An 18,203-nucleotide genomic window follows, 5' to 3' on the forward strand; every position below is an offset into this window, starting at 1 on the left:
CCCATGGCGCCCAGAGCGGTTCTGGTGGGTTTGCCCGGGGCGGGCAAATCCACGATAGGACGGCGCCTGGCCAAGGCTCTCGACGTTGAGATGCTCGACACCGATGCCGCCATCGAGGCCCGCACCGGTCGTACCATCGCCGACATCTTCGCCACCGATGGCGAACCGGAATTCCGTCGCATCGAAGAAGACGTGATCCGGGAGGCGCTGGCCGAGCATTCCGGTGTGCTGTCGCTCGGCGGGGGAGCCGTCACCACCCCCGGGGTACGCGAAGCGCTGGCCGGACACACGGTGGTGTTCCTGGAGATCAGCGCCGCCGAAGGCGTACGTCGTACCAGCGGGAGTACGGTACGGCCCCTGCTCGCCGGCCCCGGCCGGGCCGAGAAGTTCCGTGAGCTGATGTCGCAGCGGGTGCCGCTGTACCGACGGCTCGCGACGATCCGGGTCAACACCAACCGGCGTAACCCGGGTGCGGTGGTGCGCTATATCGTGTCTCGGCTGGAGGCCGGCGCCCCCGCCGACCGGACGCACCCGCAACCGGCAGCACCGACGCCCGCCGATTCGCCACCTACACCCGCCACCGTGGCCGCACGACAGACCGGAGGACGCAAGTGACCGACATTCCCGAGCCGATCACCGTGACGGTGGCCACCGACCCGCCGTACCCGGTGGTGATCGGTAAAGGCCTGCTCGGTGATCTCGCCGGGTTGCTCGCCGGGCGCAACAAGGTCGCTATCCTGCATCAGCCGACCATGGAGGCGACCGCCGAGGGCATCCGAACCTACCTGTCCGACAAGGGGATCGAAGCGCACCGCATCGAGATCCCGGACGCCGAAGACGGCAAGTCGCTGCAGGTACTCGGCTTCATCTGGGACGTGCTGGGCCGCATCGGCCTAGACCGCCGTGACGCGCTGGTCAGTCTCGGCGGCGGCGCCGCCACCGATGTCGCGGGATTCGCCGCCGCGACCTGGCTGCGCGGCATTTCGATCGTGCATGTGCCCACCACGTTGCTGGCCATGGTGGACGCCGCGGTCGGCGGTAAGACCGGCATCAACACCGAAGCCGGCAAGAACCTGGTCGGTGCGTTCCACCAACCGGCCGCCGTCGTGGTCGACCTGGCCACCCTGGAGACGCTGCCGCAGCGCGAGATCGTCGCGGGCATGCCGGAGATCGTCAAGGCCGGCTTCATCGCCGATCCGGTGATCCTGGATCTGATCGAGGCCGATCCGACTGCCGCGATGGATCCGGCGGGCGAGGTGCTCGGCGAGCTGATCAGGCGGGCCATCACCGTCAAGGCAGAGGTGGTCGCCGCCGACGAAAAAGAATCGGATCTGCGCGAAATCCTCAACTACGGCCACACTCTGGCGCACGCGATCGAAGCGCTGGAGCATTACCAATGGCGCCACGGCGACGCGGTGTCGGTGGGTCTGGTGTTCGCCGCCGAGCTGGCCCGCATCACCGGACGGCTCGACGACGCGACCGCGGACCGGCATCGCTCGATCCTGCTGTCGCTCGGACTGCCGGTCAGCTACTACGAGGACGCGCTGCCGGCACTGCTGGAATACATGATGGGGGACAAGAAGACTCGGGCCGGTGTGCTGCGCTTCGTGGTGCTCGACGGCCTGGCGAAGCCGGGCCGGCTGGAGGGACCTGACCCGATGCTGCTGGCGGCCGCCTACGACGAGGTGGGCCGGCGATTCCGATTGGAGCGGCGATGAACCGGATCAACGTCATCAACGGCCCCAACCTGCAACGGCTGGGCCGGCGCGAGCCCGACGTCTACGGCAGCACCAGCTATGCGGATCTGCAGGCGCTGATCGAGCGGGAAGCGGCCGCACTCGGGGTCGATGTGGTGGTGCGTCAGAGCGACAGCGAAGCCGAGCTGCTGGAGTGGATTCACTGCGCAGCCGACGCCGCCGAACCGGTGATCCTCAACGCCGGCGGGCTGACCCACACCTCGGTGGCGCTGCGGGACGCCTGCGCTGAACTGCCCGCCCCGCTCATCGAGCTGCACATCTCCAATGTGCATGCGCGCGAAGAGTTTCGGCGGCACTCTTACCTGAGCCCGATTGCCAACGGCGTGATCGTCGGCTTCGGAGTGCGGGGTTACCTGCTGGCGCTGCGCTACTTGGTCGAGTCGTCGGAAGGTGAGTCTGCGGCGGACTCGTTTTCGGATACCGCGCTGTCAGACTGAGTCTCGGTGCCGCCGTTGTCCTCGATCACGGGGAACTCGGTGGTGGCGTCGGTGTCGGCCGGGAACTCTTCGGTGGTGAAGCCTCCCGAAAGACCGTCGGGGCTGGTGAGCGTCGCCTCGGTAGCCGGCGCGGCAGCCTCGGTCTGTACGGCACCGGTCTCTTCAGCGGCCAGCGCGGGGGCGCCGACGGTGGCGAACACGTCGGTCGGCGGCTGGCTCTCCTCCGCGGCGGCCCGCACCGGGCGGCGTTCCGGATGCTTCTCGTACTCCTTGTCGATGGCGCGGCGCCCGAGGGCCACGGCGGCCACCGCCACCACGAACACCAGCAGCGCGGTGAAGGCCGCGAAGCTGGTCAGCTCGTTGAAGAAGGTGCTGATGTAGAGCGCCTTGTAGACCTGGCCGATGAGCCACGAGACGAAGCCGCTGAGCAGTCCGGCGACCAGCCCGGCGCCCAGCCAGGTCATCGCGAGGTCAGCGCGCCGGTCCGGGTCGGCGGTGGCTTTGGCGTCCTCACGGCCGTCGGAACGGCCCCAGACGAACACTGCGATCGCGAACACGATCATCAATGCCAGGCTGATCAGACCGGCCTGCGCCTCGAAGGCGTTGATCAGCACCCCCTGGATGAGGCGGATCACGACCATCAGTGCAGCGAACACCAGCCCGCGCAGAAACCACTTGCTCATGGGGCCACAGCGTAGCGAGTACCGTCACACCGCGTGACACATTCCTCCCGTCGGGCGCGTCTGAGTGCTGCGATCGGCGCCGCCGACCTGGACGCGATGCTGGTCACGGACCTGATCAACGTGCGTTATCTGTCCGGGTTCACCGGTTCGGCCGGGGCGCTGCTGGTCTATGCGGACGAGCGGCCACCGGTGTTGGCAACCGATGGTCGCTATCGCACACAGGCTGCCCGCCAGGCCCCCGACCTGCAGGTCGCGATCGAACGCGCCGGGCCCCGGCACCTTCTCACCCAGGCTGCGGCGGCCGGGGCGCTGCGGGTCGGCTTCGAGGCCCACGTGGTGACCGTGGACGGATTCGATGCCCTTTCGGCAGCCCTGCGGGGGGAGCGAGCAGTGCCCGGCGGGGACAGCCCCGTCGAGCTGGTCCGGGCCTCGAACACCGTGGAGGCGCTGCGCGAGGTCAAAGACGCCGGCGAAGTCGCCATGCTGCGACTGGCCTGCGAGGCTGCCGACGCGGCTCTGGGTGAGCTGGTGGACCGCGGTGGACTGCGGCCGGGGCGCACCGAACGGGAGGTCCGCCGGGAACTGGAAGCCCTGATGCTCGACCACGGGGCCGACGCCGCGTCGTTCGAGACGATCGTGGCCACCGGCCCCAACTCGGCGATTCCGCATCACCGGCCTACCGACGCCGTGCTGGCCGCCGGGGACTTCGTCAAGATCGACTTCGGCGCCCTGGTGGCCGGCTACCACTCCGACATGACCCGCACGTTCGTGCTGGGGCCGCCCGCGGACTGGCAGCGGGAGATCTATCAGGTGGTGCAGGCCGCGCAGCGGGCCGGCCGGGAGGCGCTGCAACCGGGCGTGGAACTGTGTGCGGTCGACGCCGCCGCGCGCACCGTGATCGCCGAGGCCGGCTACGGCGAGACCTTCGGTCACGGCCTCGGTCACGGGGTCGGGTTGCGGATTCACGAAGCGCCCGGAATCAATGCGGCGGCCGACGGTACACTGCTTGCCGGTGCTGTGGTGACCGTAGAGCCCGGCGTCTATCTGGCTGATCGTGGCGGGGTCCGTATCGAGGACACGCTCGTGGTCGCTGATACTGCCGGGCAGGCCCCGGACCTGCTGACTCGGTTCCCCAAGGAACTGACCATTCTCTAGGAGACGTGAACGACCGTGGCTTCAACTGCTGACTTCAAAAACGGGCTGGTGCTGGTGATCGACGGCCAGTTGTGGCAGATCACCGAGTTTCAGCACGTCAAGCCGGGCAAGGGTCCGGCCTTCGTGCGCACCAAGCTCAAGAATGTGGTGTCGGGCAAGGTCGTGGACAAGACCTACAACGCCGGCGTGAAGGTGGAGACCGCCACCGTGGACCGCCGCGACGCCACCTACCTGTACCGCGACGGCAACGACTTCGTGTTCATGGACAGCGAGGATTACGAGCAGCACCCGCTGCCGGAATCGCTGGTCGGCGACTCGGCGAACTACCTGCTGGAGAGCATGCTGGTGCAGATCGCCTTCCACAACGGGGTGCCGCTGTATCTGGAGCTGCCAGTCAGCGTCGAGCTGGAGGTCACCCACACCGAGCCCGGCCTGCAGGGCGACCGGTCCAGCGCGGGCACCAAGCCGGCCACCATGGAGACCGGTGCCCAGATCAATGTGCCGCTGTTCATCAACACCGGAGACAAGCTGAAGGTCGACACCCGCGACGGCAGCTACCTGGGACGGGTCAACTCCTGACCATGCCTGCTGGCAAGCCGGTAAAGGGCCGGCACCAGGCCCGTAAGCGTGCCGTCGACGTGCTCTTCGAGGCCGAGGCCCGGGGACTGACGCCGGCCCAAGGCGCGGAGCTGCGAACAGCGCTGGCGAGTGAGCAGCCCGACGTGTCACCGCTGCACCCGTACACCGTCACGGTGGCCAATGGGGTCACCGAGCACGCCGCCCACATCGACGACCTGATCACCTCACACCTGCAGGGCTGGAAACTGGAGCGGCTGCCGGCCGTGGACCGGGCGATCCTGCGGGTGGCGATCTGGGAATTGCTGCATGCCGATGACGTCCCGGAGCCGGTCGCGGTGGACGAAGCGGTGAAGCTGGCCAAGGAGTTGTCCACCGACGATTCGCCCGGGTTCATCAACGGCGTGCTGGGCCAGGTGATGCTGGTGACACCGCAGTTGCGGGCCGCCTCGCTGGCGGTGCGGGCGGCGAGCGAGCCGGCGGTCACACCCGGTGAGCCCGACTCCGAGGACACCCCGCAGGACTGAAAGCCGGGTTTCGCGAGGCCTGTCGGCCGAGGGATCCGGAGGTCGCTAAACCGGCCGATCCGCGTCAAGATCATGCAGACTGGCCCCATGGGCCAAGATTGGGACGCACGGAATCGGAGACTACGAGTATCGGCTTTAGCGGCGGTGGCGAACCCGTCGTATTCGCGGGTGGACACCTGGAACCTGCTCGACGACGCGTGTCGGGAATTGGCGGCGGTCGACCGCGCCGGGATGGACACCGCCCACCAATATGCGCAGGTCAAGCGCTTGATGCAACGCCTGGAAGCCTACGAGCGATATTGGTTGTTCCCCGGCGCGGGAAGGCTGGCGGCGTTTCGCAACTACCTCGAGGGCATGGCGACGGTGTCGCTGACCGAGCAGGTGTCGCTGGTGGTGCGGCTGCTGTCGGACTACGGCGACCGGGCAGCGCTGTTCGACCTGGGGTTACCGCTGTCTGATCAGGAATTGGTAGCGCAGGCCCGGCGGCAGCAGTTCTACACCGTGCTGCTGGCCGACGACTCGCCCCCTGATGCACCGGAAAGCCTCGCGGAAAGCCTTCGCGCACTGCGCAACCTCGACGACGAGGTGCAGATCGAACTGTTGGTGGCCTCCAGCGTTGAGGACGCCGTCACGGCCGTAGCGCTCAACGGTGAGATCCAGGCGGCGATCGTGCGCCACGACCTTCCGCTGCGATCGCGCGACCGGGTCCCGCTGATGACCACGCTTTTGGGCGCCAACGACGACGCGGGAGTCGTCGATGGCAGCCACGACGCAATCGAGTGCGGCGAATGGATGCGGCTGCTGCGTCCCCACATCGACCTGTATCTGCTGACGGACGAATCCATCGCCGCGGACACCGAGGAAGAGCCCGACGTCTACGACCGCACCTTCTACCGGCTCAACGACGTCACCGATCTGCACAGCACGGTGCTTGCCGGAATCCGGAAGCGCTACGCCACACCGTATTTCGATGCGTTGCGGGCCTATGCTGCCGAGCCGGTCGGTCAGTTCCACGCGTTGCCGGTGGCCCGCGGCGCCAGCATCTTCAATTCCCGCTCGCTGCAGGACATGGGAGAGTTCTACGGCCGCAACATCTTCATGGCCGAAACCTCGTCGACCTCGGGCGGGTTGGATTCGCTGCTGGACCCGCACGGCACCATCCGGGTGGCGATGAAAAAGGCTGCCAAGACCTGGAACGCCGACCACACCTATTTCGTCACCAACGGGACCTCGACGGCCAACAAGATCGTGGGGCAGGCGTTGACCCGGCCCGGTGACATCGTCCTGATCGACCGCAACTGTCACAAGTCGCATCACTACAGCCTGGTGCTGGCCGGTGCTTATCCGATGTACCTGGACGCCTACCCGCTGGCGGCCACGGCGATCTACGGCGCGGTGTCGCTGCACACCATCAAGCGGGCACTGCTGGACCTGGAAGCCGCCGGACAGCTGCACCGGGTCCGGATGTTGTCTTTGACCAACTGCACATTCGACGGCGTCGTCTACAACCCCGGCCGGGTGATGGAGGAAGTCCTGGCGATCAAGCCGGACATTTGTTTCCTTTGGGATGAGGCCTGGTACGCCTTCGCGACGGCGGTGCCGTGGGCCCGGCAACGCACCGCCATGGTGGCCGCCGAACGCCTGGAGAGCATGCTCGGCTCACCGCGTTACGCCCAGGAGTACCAGGCATGGCGCGAATCCATGGCGGGCATTGATCGCGACCAGTGGAGCGAACACCGGCTGCTGCCGGCTCCCTCGGCGCGGGTGCGGGTCTATGCGACCCACTCCACGCATAAGTCCTTGTCGGCCCTGCGGCAGGCGTCGATGATCCACGTCCGGGACAAGGACTTCAACGCGCTGGCGCGGGATGCGTTCGCCGAGGCGTTTTTGACTCACACCTCCACCTCACCGAACCAGCAGCTGCTCGCTTCGCTGGATCTGGCGCGCCGCCAGGTGGACATCGAAGGCTTTGACCTGGTCCGGCGGGTTTACGACATGGCGCTGGTGTTTCGCCACCGGGTTCGTAAAGACCGGCTGATCAACAAATGGTTCCGGATTCTCGATGAGGACGACCTGGTGCCCGATGAGTTCCGGAATTCCACGGTCAGTTCCTACCGTCAGGTCCGCCAGGGCGGTTTGGCGGAGTGGAACGAGGCCTGGCGTTCCGACGAATTCGTGTTGGACCCGACCCGGGTGACGCTGTTCGTGGGTCGGACCGGGATGAACGGCTATGAATTCCGCGAGAAGGTCCTGATGGACCGATTCGGCATCCAGATCAACAAGACCTCCATCAACTCTGTGCTGTTGATCTTCACCATTGGTGTCACCTGGTCCAGCGTGCACTACCTGCTCGATGCGTTGCGCCGGGTCGCCGGCGAACTGGACCGGGCCTGGGCGGCGGCCAGCAGCGACGATCGGGCGTTGCAGCAGCGCAAAACCGTTGAGATCACCGAAGACCTGCCGCCACTGCCGGATTTCAGCGAGTTCGCGCCCGCGTTTCGTCCCGGCGGTGCCAGCACATTCGGCGACATGCGATTGGCGTTTTACGCCGGCTATGAAGAGTCCGACCGCGAGTATGTGATGCTCGGCGACGCCGGGCGCCGGGTCGCCGACGGTAAGACGCTGGTCTCGACGACCTTCGTGGTGCCCTACCCGCCCGGGTTCCCGGTGCTGGTTCCCGGTCAGGTGATCTCCAAGGAGATCCTCTACTTCCTGGCCGAACTCGACGTGAAAGAGATTCACGGCTACAACCCCGAGCTGGGGTTGGCGGTGTTCACGCCCGAGGCATTGGACCGCTACGCGCAGGCACCCGGCCTCGCCGATTAAGTACGCTGACTCGTCATGGCCACGTCGGACGCAGTTGGCGGGTCGGGTGGCAATCCCCGGCTGTCCGTGCAGGACTGGGTGCAAGCCGGCTTCCGGATTCTGGCCGAAGACGGGCTCAAGGCGCTGACCATCGACCGGCTTTGCAAACGGCTCGGGGTCACCAAAGGCAGCTTTTACTGGCATTTCGCCGACATGAAGGCCTACCGCCAGGGACTGGTCGACACCTGGGCGACCGTGCGCGACTCCGAACGCGGCGACTTCGATGCGCTGTCGGAACTGCCGCCGCGTGAGCGGTTGTCGCGCATGATGACCGCCCTGGTCGGGCCCGCGCATTGGATGCTCGAACGTGCGATGCGCGAATGGGCGCGGTCGGAGGACAGCGTCGCCGCGGCGGTACGCAGCTCGGATCGGCGGGTGCTCCAAGCGGTTCGGCAGGTGTTTCTCGACGACGGCTTCGACGCAGACGAGGCCGAGATGCGTGCCAACGCAACGTTCGCCGCCGGAATCGGGTTTCTGCATCTGGCCGGGTCGGCGCCGAGCTCATCGGCCGCGGGACGGCGAGAACAGTTCCTGGACGTCATGCTTCGCCACTGACGTCCATACCAAAAGGTATGGTACGGTCCGACCATGGCGACCACGATGGCACCGGTGGTGTCCGAGGAATTCATCTCCCGACTGGCGCAGCGCGCCGCGGCGGCCGAGGAGCTGCGCCGACTGCCGGCAGACACCGTCGACGAATTCCGAAAGTCCGGGCTGGCCGACCTGCTCTTGCCGGCACGCTACGGCGGACGCCAGGCCGAGTTTCCCGAGATCCTCGACCCGATTCGGCGCATGGCGCATGGCTGCGCGTCGAGTGCCTGGACGCTCGGCTTCTACATCCTGCACAACTGGATGCTGGCGCTCTTCGGTGAGCAGGCCCAGGACGAGGTGTTCGCCGACGGGCCGGTGCTGTGCCCGGCGCCGTTGGCGCCGACCGGACGCGGCGTGCCCGACGGTGACGGAATCCGGCTGTCCGGGCGTTGGTCATGGGCGACCGGGGTGATGGATGCCGACTGGATCATGGTCGGAGCGATCTGCGGTCCCGACGACGGCCCTTACCCTGCGCTGGTGCTGCTCCCGGCGGCCGACATTCACATCGAGGATGTCTGGCACACCGCGGGCATGCGGGCCACCGGTTCCAACGATGTCGTCATCGAGGATGTGTTAGTCCCGTCGCACCGGCTGGTCAAGGTCGTCGACATCTACTCCGGTACCGCGCCCGGCGCCGAGCTGCACGACGGCTCGGCGTACCGGTGGCCGATGGTCCCGGCGCTGGCCCTGGTCGCCGCGATGCCCGCCCTCGGGTCGGCCGAATGGGTCGCCGACTTGTTCGCCGAGCGCTTGGCCGGACGGGTCCTGGCGTATTCCGGTGCCGCGCAGAAGAATCAGCCGGCGGCCCAGATTCGCCTCGGTGATGCGCGGGTTCGGCTGCGTGCGCTGCGCGGCTTGCTCGGCGACACTGTCGGCCGGATTCAAGGTGCGGTGGACGCGCGGGAGCGGATCGGCCGTTCCACTCGGGCCGATGCCCGGGCGGCGGCCGCGTACATCGTCCACGAATCCCGCGCCGTGATCGCCGATCTGCTCGAAGCCTCCGGTGCCAGTGCGCAGTTCGTAACCAGCCCGCTGCAGCGCGCCAAACGCGATGTCGACGTGATCTGCGGGCACGTAGTCTTCGACTACGACGTGGCACGCGAGTTGTCTGGCGCACTCGAGGCCGGCGTGAAGATCTCACCGATCTCGATGATCTGACCACGAAGGGCACCATGAAAACGCTGTGGGTGGAAGCGAGTCCGAAGCAAGAGCACTCGCTGTCCTCGGCACTGACCCAGGCCTTTCTGGACGCCGCGCCCGCGGCAGCGGTCGGCGACGTCGAACGGTTCTCGGTGTGGACCGACGAGATGCTGGTGTTCGGGCGCGACGCCGCATTCGCCAAGTTCGCTCCGCTCTACGGCGAACGCCGCACCCCTGAGCAGAAGCAGATCTGGTCGGGCGTGCTGGCCGAAATCGACCGGGTGCGTTCATTCGACCGGCTGGTGGTGTCGTCGCCGATGTGGAATTGGCATGTGCCGCATGCGCTGAAGGCGTGGATCGACGTCATCGTGCAACCGATGGCCAGCTTCACGCTCAACGAGCGCGGCGAACACGTAGGCACATTGGGCGAGGGCAAGCCGCTGCAACTCGTCTTGACCCGCTCCAGCGCGTACGACGGCAATCGTGCCGACCTGCAGGACTTCCAGCGCCCCTACCTGGAGTACGTGTTCACCATGCTGGGCTACAGCGTTCAGACCCTGGTCTTCGAACCGACGACGCGCTGGACCGCCGAGGAGCGGGAGCAGATGCGCGACGCCGCCCTGGCGAAGGCTCGCCGGGCGGGCGCGAGTCTCGTGGGCGAGAGCCGCTAGACCGGGCTCACAGACCCAGCGCCGCGTAGGTCCGGCGGACGAACTTCGGCTGCGCCACCCGCAGTTTGGCGATCGAGGTATTGCCGGCGACCGCGACGGCCATGTCGGCGGAGAGCGTCGGAGAGTTCTGGACCAGATAGATCAGGATCAGGTCCGCGGCCGGATCCGCCTGCCACCACGTGCCGTAGGCGCCCGGCCAGCCGAACGCGCCCGCACCGCCCGGTCCGAACAGCGGCTGGGACTTCGCCGGGTCGGTCACCACCGACAGGTTGAGACCGAACCCGCGACCGACCCAGAACGGGGCGCCCAGGAACGCGTGCCGCTTCTGGTCGTCGGTGAGCTGATCGGTGCGCATCGCCCGCGCGGATTCCGCCGAGAGCACCCGGGTGCCGTCGAACATGCCGTCGGCCAGCAACATCCGGGCGAACGCCAGGTAGTCGTCGGCGGTGGACATCAACCCGCCCCCGGCGTTGGGAAACGCCGGCATCGCGATCGGTACCGGACCCATCGCGTCGTCGCGCAGCGTGTCCCCCTCGACGCGATACATGGTGGCGCTGCGCCCACGTGCCTGCGTAGTGACGCAGAAGCCGGTGTCGGTCATTCCCAGCGGGCCCAGGATCCGGTCCTCGATCACCTGGGGCAGTGGCTTGCCCTCGATCCGCGACAGCAGCACGCCCAGCACGTCGGTGCCGTGGCCGTAGGTCATGCGCTCACCGGGCTGATCCACCAGGGGCAACGCCGCCAGCGCGGTCAGCCAGGCTTCGGGTCCGCGACCGAAGGGCAGTCGCTGGTATTCCCGCGCGATCGGACCGGGTACGGAAAATCCGTAGCCGATGCCGCAGCGGTGGGTCATCAGGTCGTCGACCGTGATCGCGCGCCGGGCCGCGGTGGTCGATTCCAGCGAACCGGCCGGGTCGACCAGCACCCGCGGCGCCGCGAACTCCGGCAGCCAGTGGGCGATCGGGTCGGTCAGCCGCAGCCGTCCTTCGTCGACCAGGGTCATCGCGGCGGCGATGGTGACCGGCTTGGTCATGGAGGCGATCCGGAAGACCGTGTCGCGGGTCATCGGAAGGCCGGCGCCGACATCGCGGTGGCCGATCTCGTTGACCTGCAGCACCGAGCCGCGCTGCCAGACCAGCGTCACCACGCCGGCCAGCAGGCCGGTGTCGCAGGCCTCGCGCAGGGGCGCCTGATTCGGGTCGAGATTCACCCGGTCAGGTTAGCGGCGACCGCAAGCGCGGCGGGTGTTAGGCTACCCGGCAGTTCGACATCCTTTAATGAGCCGTCCTGCGAGGCGGAGAAGGAGGTCCTGCGGTTTCGCATGGGCGCTGCCGGTAATTCCAGCACCGACCGGGAATTGATGTCCTCGGCGGATGTGGGTCGCACTGTTTCTCGGATCGCACATCAGATCATCGAGAAGACGGCCTTAGACGACCCCGATAGAGCCAACTCCCCGCGCGTCGTGCTGTTGGGCATACCCACCCGCGGCGTCACCCTGGCCCAGCGGCTGGCCGCCAAGATCAGCGAATTCTGCGGAGTTGATGTCGCGCACGGAGCGCTGGACATCACGTTGTACCGCGACGACCTCATGCGTCAGCCCCCGCGGCCGCTGGAGCCCACCTCGATTCCGGCGGGCGGCATCGACGACGCGTGCGTGATCCTGGTCGACGACGTGCTCTTCGCCGGCCGATCGGTGCGGGCCGCACTGGACGCGTTGCGCGACGTGGGGCGACCCCGGATCGTGCAGCTGGCTGTGCTGGTGGACCGCGGCCACCGCGAGCTGCCGGTGCGCGCCGACTATGTCGGCAAGAACGTGCCGACCGCCCGCGGCGAAAGCGTGCACGTACTACTGGCTGAACACGACGGCCGCGACCAGGTGGTGATTACCCGATGAGCACCAGGCATCTGCTGGCAGCCGGCGATTTGAGCCGTGATGAGGCCACCGCGATCCTCGACGACGCCGACCGTTTCGCTCAGGCGCTGGTGGGACGCGAGGTCAAAAAGCTGCCCACCCTGCGCGGGCGCACCGTGATCACCATGTTCTACGAGAACTCCACCCGGACCCGGGTCTCGTTCGAGGTGGCCGGCAAGTGGATGAGCGCCGACGTGATCAACGTGTCGGCGTCGGGATCCTCGGTCAACAAGGGCGAGTCGCTGCGCGACACCGCGTTGACATTGCGCGCTGCCGGCGCCGACGCGCTGATCATCCGGCACCCGTCCTCGGGGGCGGCGCACCTGCTCGCCGAGTGGACCGCGCGCGCCGAGGAGACCGGGCCGTCGGTGATCAACGCCGGCGACGGTACCCACGAACACCCGACCCAGGCGCTGCTGGACGCGCTGACGCTGCGCCAACGACTCGGCGGAATCGAGGGCCGACGGGTGGTGATCGTCGGCGACATCGTGCACAGCCGGGTGGCCCGCTCCAACGTGCAACTGCTGGCCACCCTCGGCGCAGAGGTGGTGCTGGTCGCCCCGCCGACGCTGTTGCCGGCCGGGGTCAGCGACTGGCCGGTGACCGTGAGTTACGACCTCGACGCCGAGCTGCCCGCGGCCGACGCGGTGCTGATGCTGCGGGTGCAGGCCGAGCGGATGACCGGCGGATTCTTCCCGTCTACGCGGGAGTACTCGGTGCGGTACGGGCTCTCGGAGAAGCGCCGGGCGATGCTGCCCGACCACGCGGTGGTGCTGCACCCCGGTCCGATGCTGCGCGGCATGGAGATCTCCTCGTCGGTCGCTGACTCGTCGCAATCCGCGGTGCTGCAACAGGTTTCCAACGGCGTGCACGTGCGCATGGCGGTGCTGTTCCATCTGCTGGTGGGCAGCGGATCCGCGGGGTCGGCTGGAGAGGAAGCAGCGTTGTGAGCGTGCTGATCCGCGGAGTACGGTGCTACGGCGAAGGCGACCAGGTCGACGTCCTGGTGCAAGACGGCCAGATCGTGCAGATCGGGACCGGTCTGTCCGTACCGGACGGCGCTGAGGTCATCGACGCGCCCGGACAGGTGTTGCTGCCGGGCTTCGTCGACCTGCACACCCATCTGCGTGAACCGGGACGCGAATACGCCGAGGACATCGAAACCGGCTCGGCGGCGGCGGCCCTGGGCGGCTACACCGCGGTGTTCGCGATGGCCAACACCGATCCGGTGGCCGACTCTCCGGTGGTCACCGACCATGTCTGGCAGCGCGGCCAGCAGATCGGCCTGGTCGACGTGCACCCGGTCGGCGCAGTCACGGTCGGGCTGGGCGGCACGCAGCTGACAGAGATGGGCATGATGGCCGCCGGCACCGCCGGTGTTCGGATGTTCTCCGACGACGGTGTCTGTGTGGACCACCCGCTGGTGATGCGCCGCGCGCTGGAGTACGCGACCGGACTGGGGGTGTTGATCGCCCAGCACGCCGAGGAGCCACGGCTGACTGTCGGCTCGGTCGCCCACGAGGGGCCCAACGCGGCCCGGTTGGGCCTGGCCGGCTGGCCGCGCGTCGCCGAAGAGTCGATTGTGGCTCGAGACGTCCTGCTGGCCCGCGACGCCGGCGCCCGACTGCACATCTGCCATGCGTCCACCGCCGGCACCGTGGAGCTGCTGAAGTGGGCGAAGGCGCAAGGTATCTCGGTGAGCGCCGAAGTCACTCCGCACCACCTGATGCTCGATGACTGCCGGCTCGCCGACTACGACGGACGCAACCGGGTCAACCCGCCGCTGCGCGAGGCCTCCGACACCGAGGCGCTGCGTCAGGCGTTGGCCGACGGCGTGATCGATTGCGTGGCCACCGATCACGCCCCGCACGCCGAACACGAGAAGACCTGCGAATTCGCCTCCGCCCGGCCCGGGATGCTGGGCCTGCAGACCGCGCTTTCGGTGGTGGTGGCCACCATGGTGCAGACCGGTCGGCTGACCTGGCGTGACGTGGCCCGGGTGATGAGCGAGCGGCCCGCGCAGATCGTCGGTCTGCCGGATCAGGGCCGTCCACTGGAGGTGGGCGAGCCGGCCAACCTGACCGTCATCGATCCCGACACCACCTGGGTGGTCGCCGGTGCGCAACTGGCCAGCCGTTCGGACAACACCCCCTATGAGGAGATGACCCTGCCCGCGACCGTCACCGCGACCCTGCTGCGTGGCCGGATCACCGCCCGGGACGGGAAGAGCCCGGTATGAACACGCCCACGCTGATCGGCTCGCTGGTCTTCGCGTTTCTGCTGGTGGTGCTGATAGGCGTGGTGATCCGGTTGATGATGCGCGGTTGGCGCCGTCGCGGCCAGCTGCAGGACGCGCTGATCGGAACGCTGCCCACGGTGCCCGACACGGTGGGGGCACCGACTGTGGCCGCCACCCGCGGGCAGTATCTGGGCTGCACGCTGGCCCCGAAGTGGAATGACCGGGTGGTGGTCGGCGACCTGGGTTATCGCACCAAGGCGGTGCTGACCCGCTACCCCGAGGGAATCATGGTGCAGCGCAGCGGCGCTCGGCCGATCTGGATCCCTGCGGAGACGGTGATCGCCGTTCGCGCCGAACGCGGCATCGCCGGGCGCACGATTCCAACGCGCAGCCACGACGGAGTGCTGGCGATCCGCTGGCAACTGCCGTCGGGCACCGAGATAGACACCGGCTTCCGCGCGGACGACCGCGCTGAGCACAGCCGCTGGTTAGCAGAAGAGGAAGACGACAGATGAACTCGCGTGCGGTGCTGGTTCTCGAGGACGGCCGGACGTTCACCGGAACGCCGTTCGGGGCCGTGGGACAGACCCTGGGTGAGGCGGTGTTCTCCACCGGCATGTCCGGCTATCAGGAGACCCTGACCGATCCCAGTTACCACCGGCAGATCGTGGTGGCCACCGCCCCGCAGATCGGCAACACCGGCTGGAACCGCGAGGACGGGGAGAGCCGCGACGACAAGATCTGGGTGGCGGGCTATGTGGTGCGCGACCCGTCGCCGCGGGCGTCGAACTGGCGGGCCACCGGAACCCTCGACGACGAGCTGGTCCGTCAGGGCATCGTCGGTATCGCCGGGGTCGACACCCGGACCATCGTGCGCCACCTGCGCAATCACGGCTCGATGAAGGCCGGGGTGTTCTCCGGTGACGCGCTGGAATCACCGGATGAGTTGGTGACCCGGGTCCGCGAGCAGCCGTCGATGCTCGGCGCCGACCTCGCCGGCCAGGTCAGCACCGACGCCGGATACGTGGTGGAACCCGAGGGCGCACACCGGTTCACCATCGCCGCGCTGGACCTGGGCATCAAGACCAACACGCCGCGCAACTTCTCGCGGCGCGGAATCCGCAGCCACGTGCTGCCGTCGTCGGTCGACTTCGCACAGATCGCCGACCTGAAGCCAGACGGAGTGTTCCTGTCCAACGGGCCCGGGGACCCGGCCACCGCGGAGGCGATGGTGGCGTTGACCCGCGAGGTGCTCGGCGCCGGAATCCCGTTGTTCGGAATCTGTTTCGGTAACCAGATCCTGGGCCGCGCACTGGGTCTGAACACCTACAAGATGACGTTCGGCCACCGCGGCATCAACATCCCGGTGATCGACCACGCCACCGGCCGGGTGGCGGTGACCGCGCAGAACCACGGCTTCGCCTTGGAGGGCGAAGCAGGCCAACGCTTTGACACCGACTTCGGCCCGGCGGTGGTCAGCCACACCTGCGCCAACGACGGAGTCGTCGAGGGCGTCAAGCTCGCCGACGGCCGGGCGTTCTCGGTGCAGTACCACCCGGAGGCCGCGGCCGGACCGCATGACGCGGAATACCTGTTCGACCAGTTCGTCGACCTGATGGCAGGGGAGAAGTAATGCCGCGCCGTACCGACCTGCGCCATGTTCTGGTGATCGGCTCCGGGCCGATCGTGATCGGACAGGCCTGCGAATTCGACTATTCGGGAACCCAGGCCTGCCGCGTGCTCAAGGCCGAAGGCCTGCAGGTGAGCCTGGTCAACTCCAATCCGGCCACCATCATGACCGACCCCGAATACGCCGACAACACCTACGTCGAGCCCATCACCTGGGAGTTCGTCGAAAAGGTGCTGGCTCAGCAGGCTGAGCGCGGCAACAAGGTCGATGCGCTGCTGGCCACCCTGGGTGGGCAGACGGCGCTGAACACCGCGGTCGCTCTGCATGAGCACGGGGTGCTGGAGCGCTACGGGGTCGAGTTGATCGGCGCCGACTTCGAGGCGATCCAGCGTGGCGAGGACCGCCAGCAGTTCAAGGACATCGTCGCCAGGGTAGGCGGTGAGTCGGCGCGTTCCCGGGTCTGCTACACCATGGCCGAGGTCACCGAGACCGTCGCCGAACTCGGGTTGCCCGTCGTCGTTCGCCCCTCATTCACCATGGGCGGCCTGGGATCCGGGCTGGCGGCCAGCCTCGACGAGGTGGAGCGGATGGCCGGCGACGGCCTGGCCGCCTCGCCGACGGCCAACGTCTTGATCGAGGAATCCATCTACGGGTGGAAAGAATTCGAGCTCGAGCTGATGCGCGACGGCAACGACAACGTCGTCGTGGTCTGCTCGATCGAGAACGTCGACCCGATGGGCGTGCACACCGGCGACTCGGTGACCGTCGCCCCGGCGATGACGCTGACCGACCGGGAATACCAGCGGATGCGCGATCTGGGCATCGCGATCCTGCGCGAGGTCGGGGTCGACACCGGCGGCTGCAACATCCAGTTCGCGGTCGACCCCAAAGACGGCCGGCTCATCGTGATCGAGATGAACCCGCGGGTCTCCCGCTCCTCTGCGCTGGCGTCGAAGGCGACCGGCTTCCCGATCGCCAAGATCGCCGCCAAGCTCGCGATCGGCTACACCCTCGACGAGATCATCAATGACATCACCAAAGAGACCCCGGCCTGCTTCGAGCCGGCGCTGGACTACGTCGTGGTGAAGGCGCCGCGCTTCGCGTTCGAGAAGTTCCCCGGCGCCGACCCGCGGCTGACCACCACCATGAAATCAGTGGGCGAAGCGATGTCGTTGGGCCGCAACTTCATCGAGTCGCTCGGCAAGGTGATGCGCTCGCTGGAGACCGATCGCGCCGGGTTCTGGACCAAACCGGACCCCGATGAAGACTCGGCCACCGCAGCGCTGGAGCGGCTGCGCACTCCCACCGAGGGCCGGCTCTACGACATCGAGCTGGCGCTGCGGCTGGGCGCCAGTGTGGAAGCGGTCGCCGAGGCCTCCGGCGTGGACCCGTGGTTCGTCGACCAGATCAACGGCCTGGTGGCGCTGCGCGCCGAGGTTGTCGACACCCCGGTGCTGGACGCGGACCTGCTGCGCCGCTGCAAATACAGCGGCCTGTCGGACCATCAGATCGCCGTGCTGCGCCCGGAACTGGCCGGTGAGGACGGGGTGCGGCTGCTGCGGGACCGGCTGGGAATTCATCCGGTGTTCAAGACCGTCGACACCTGCGCGGCGGAGTTCGAGTCCAAGACGCCGTATCACTACAGCACTTTCGAGCTCGACCCCGCTGCGGAGACCGAGGTGGCAGTCCAGGACGTCAAGCCCAAGGTGCTCATCCTGGGCTCTGGGCCCAACCGGATCGGCCAGGGCATCGAGTTCGACTACAGCTGCGTGCATGCCGCGATCACCTTGAGCCAGGCCGGGTTCGAGACGGTGATGATCAACTGCAACCCCGAGACGGTGTCCACCGACTACGACACCGCCGACCGGCTCTACTTCGAACCGCTGACGTTCGAGGACGTGCTCGAGGTGTACTACGCCGAACAGCAGTCCGGGCAGGGCGGCCCCGGGGTGGTCGGCGTGATCGTGCAGCTGGGCGGACAGACCCCGTTGCGGCTGGCCCAGCGGCTCGCCGATGCCGG

At 67.7% G+C, this 18,203-nt stretch carries 18 protein-coding genes; 16 read left to right on the plus strand and 2 right to left on the minus strand.

Annotated elements, in window-relative coordinates:
- The first annotated feature begins 3 nt into the window (after positions 1-3).
- From N416_RS0111070 to aroQ, 3 genes are read left to right on the plus strand one after another with little or no spacing between them, the layout of a single operon-like run.
- The gene (locus N416_RS0111070) at positions 4-615 is read left to right on the plus strand and encodes a shikimate kinase (protein ID WP_024442171.1); all 612 of its coding nucleotides are present in this window, start codon (positions 4-6) and stop codon (positions 613-615) included.
- The gene (gene aroB, locus N416_RS0111075; protein WP_164517987.1) at positions 612-1,718 is read left to right on the plus strand and encodes a 3-dehydroquinate synthase; all 1,107 of its coding nucleotides are present in this window, start codon (positions 612-614) and stop codon (positions 1,716-1,718) included. Before N416_RS0111070 ends, aroB begins: the two co-directional genes overlap by 4 nt.
- Complete coding sequence (gene aroQ / locus N416_RS0111080) at positions 1,715-2,194, plus strand: type II 3-dehydroquinate dehydratase (protein ID WP_024442173.1); 480 nt, start codon at positions 1,715-1,717, stop codon at positions 2,192-2,194. The genes aroB and aroQ overlap by 4 nt, the downstream gene beginning before the upstream one ends.
- Here aroQ and N416_RS0111085 read toward each other — a convergent pair.
- A complete protein-coding gene (locus N416_RS0111085) occupies positions 2,125-2,877 on the minus strand; it encodes a B-4DMT family transporter (RefSeq protein ID WP_024442174.1) in 753 nt (250 codons plus the stop codon). The genes aroQ and N416_RS0111085 overlap by 70 nt on opposite strands.
- Positions 2,878-2,910: 33 nt before the next feature.
- Between N416_RS0111085 and N416_RS0111090 the strand changes: the two genes are divergently transcribed.
- The 7 genes from N416_RS0111090 (at position 2,911) to N416_RS0111120 (ending at position 10,402) form a co-directional block, all read left to right on the plus strand.
- Positions 2,911-4,032, plus strand: a complete 1,122-nt coding sequence (locus N416_RS0111090) for a Xaa-Pro peptidase family protein (protein WP_024442175.1) — start codon at positions 2,911-2,913, stop codon at positions 4,030-4,032.
- Between the two features lie 15 nt (positions 4,033-4,047).
- Positions 4,048-4,611, plus strand: coding sequence for an elongation factor P (efp, locus tag N416_RS0111095; protein ID WP_024442176.1), 564 nt, complete (start codon positions 4,048-4,050; stop codon positions 4,609-4,611).
- Between the two features lie 2 nt (positions 4,612-4,613).
- On the plus strand, positions 4,614-5,135 hold the full coding sequence (gene nusB, locus N416_RS0111100; protein WP_024442177.1) for a transcription antitermination factor NusB: 522 nt from the start codon (positions 4,614-4,616) through the stop codon (positions 5,133-5,135).
- A gap of 87 nt (positions 5,136-5,222) precedes the next feature.
- Positions 5,223-7,961 (plus strand): aminotransferase class I/II-fold pyridoxal phosphate-dependent enzyme, encoded by a 2,739-nt coding sequence (locus N416_RS0111105; RefSeq protein WP_024442178.1) that lies wholly within the window; start codon positions 5,223-5,225, stop codon positions 7,959-7,961.
- A 15-nt stretch (positions 7,962-7,976) separates the two neighbouring features.
- On the plus strand, positions 7,977-8,555 hold the full coding sequence (locus N416_RS0111110) for a TetR/AcrR family transcriptional regulator (protein ID WP_024442179.1): 579 nt from the start codon (positions 7,977-7,979) through the stop codon (positions 8,553-8,555).
- Positions 8,556-8,588: 33 nt separating this feature from the next.
- A complete protein-coding gene (locus N416_RS0111115; RefSeq protein ID WP_369797598.1) occupies positions 8,589-9,749 on the plus strand; it encodes an acyl-CoA dehydrogenase family protein in 1,161 nt (386 codons plus the stop codon).
- 14 nt (positions 9,750-9,763) lie between these two features.
- Positions 9,764-10,402, plus strand: coding sequence for an NAD(P)H-dependent oxidoreductase (locus tag N416_RS0111120; RefSeq protein WP_024442181.1), 639 nt, complete (start codon positions 9,764-9,766; stop codon positions 10,400-10,402).
- A gap of 7 nt (positions 10,403-10,409) precedes the next feature.
- On the opposite strand, the gene N416_RS0111125 is transcribed toward N416_RS0111120, so the two are convergent.
- Positions 10,410-11,612: a serine hydrolase gene (locus N416_RS0111125; RefSeq protein ID WP_024442182.1), complete on the minus strand. Its 1,203-nt coding sequence runs from the start codon at positions 11,610-11,612 to the stop codon at positions 10,410-10,412.
- Positions 11,613-11,723: 111 nt separating this feature from the next.
- On the opposite strand from N416_RS0111125, the gene pyrR reads away from it, so the two are divergent.
- The 6 genes from pyrR to carB form a co-directional block, all read left to right on the plus strand.
- Complete coding sequence (gene pyrR, locus N416_RS0111130) at positions 11,724-12,296, plus strand: bifunctional pyr operon transcriptional regulator/uracil phosphoribosyltransferase PyrR (RefSeq protein ID WP_024442183.1); 573 nt, start codon at positions 11,724-11,726, stop codon at positions 12,294-12,296.
- Positions 12,293-13,264, plus strand: a complete 972-nt coding sequence (locus N416_RS0111135) for an aspartate carbamoyltransferase catalytic subunit (RefSeq protein ID WP_024442184.1) — start codon at positions 12,293-12,295, stop codon at positions 13,262-13,264. Before pyrR ends, N416_RS0111135 begins: the two co-directional genes overlap by 4 nt.
- Positions 13,261-14,553 carry a dihydroorotase gene (locus N416_RS0111140; protein WP_024442185.1) on the plus strand — a complete coding sequence of 431 codons (1,293 nt, stop codon included), beginning with the start codon at positions 13,261-13,263 and terminating at the stop codon, positions 14,551-14,553. The genes N416_RS0111135 and N416_RS0111140 overlap by 4 nt, the downstream gene beginning before the upstream one ends.
- Positions 14,550-15,068 (plus strand): hypothetical protein, encoded by a 519-nt coding sequence (locus N416_RS0111145; RefSeq protein ID WP_024442186.1) that lies wholly within the window; start codon positions 14,550-14,552, stop codon positions 15,066-15,068. The genes N416_RS0111140 and N416_RS0111145 overlap by 4 nt, the downstream gene beginning before the upstream one ends.
- On the plus strand, positions 15,065-16,186 hold the full coding sequence (gene carA / locus N416_RS0111150; RefSeq protein ID WP_024442187.1) for a glutamine-hydrolyzing carbamoyl-phosphate synthase small subunit: 1,122 nt from the start codon (positions 15,065-15,067) through the stop codon (positions 16,184-16,186). Before N416_RS0111145 ends, carA begins: the two co-directional genes overlap by 4 nt.
- On the plus strand, positions 16,186-18,203 hold a 2,018-nt coding region (gene carB, locus N416_RS0111155; protein ID WP_024442188.1), incomplete at its 3' end, for a carbamoyl-phosphate synthase large subunit. The genes carA and carB, both read left to right, overlap by 1 nt.

Origin of the sequence: Mycobacterium sp. UM_WGJ (assembly GCF_000455125.1) — a bacterium.
Taxonomy (GTDB): Bacteria; Actinomycetota; Actinomycetes; order Mycobacteriales; family Mycobacteriaceae; genus Mycobacterium.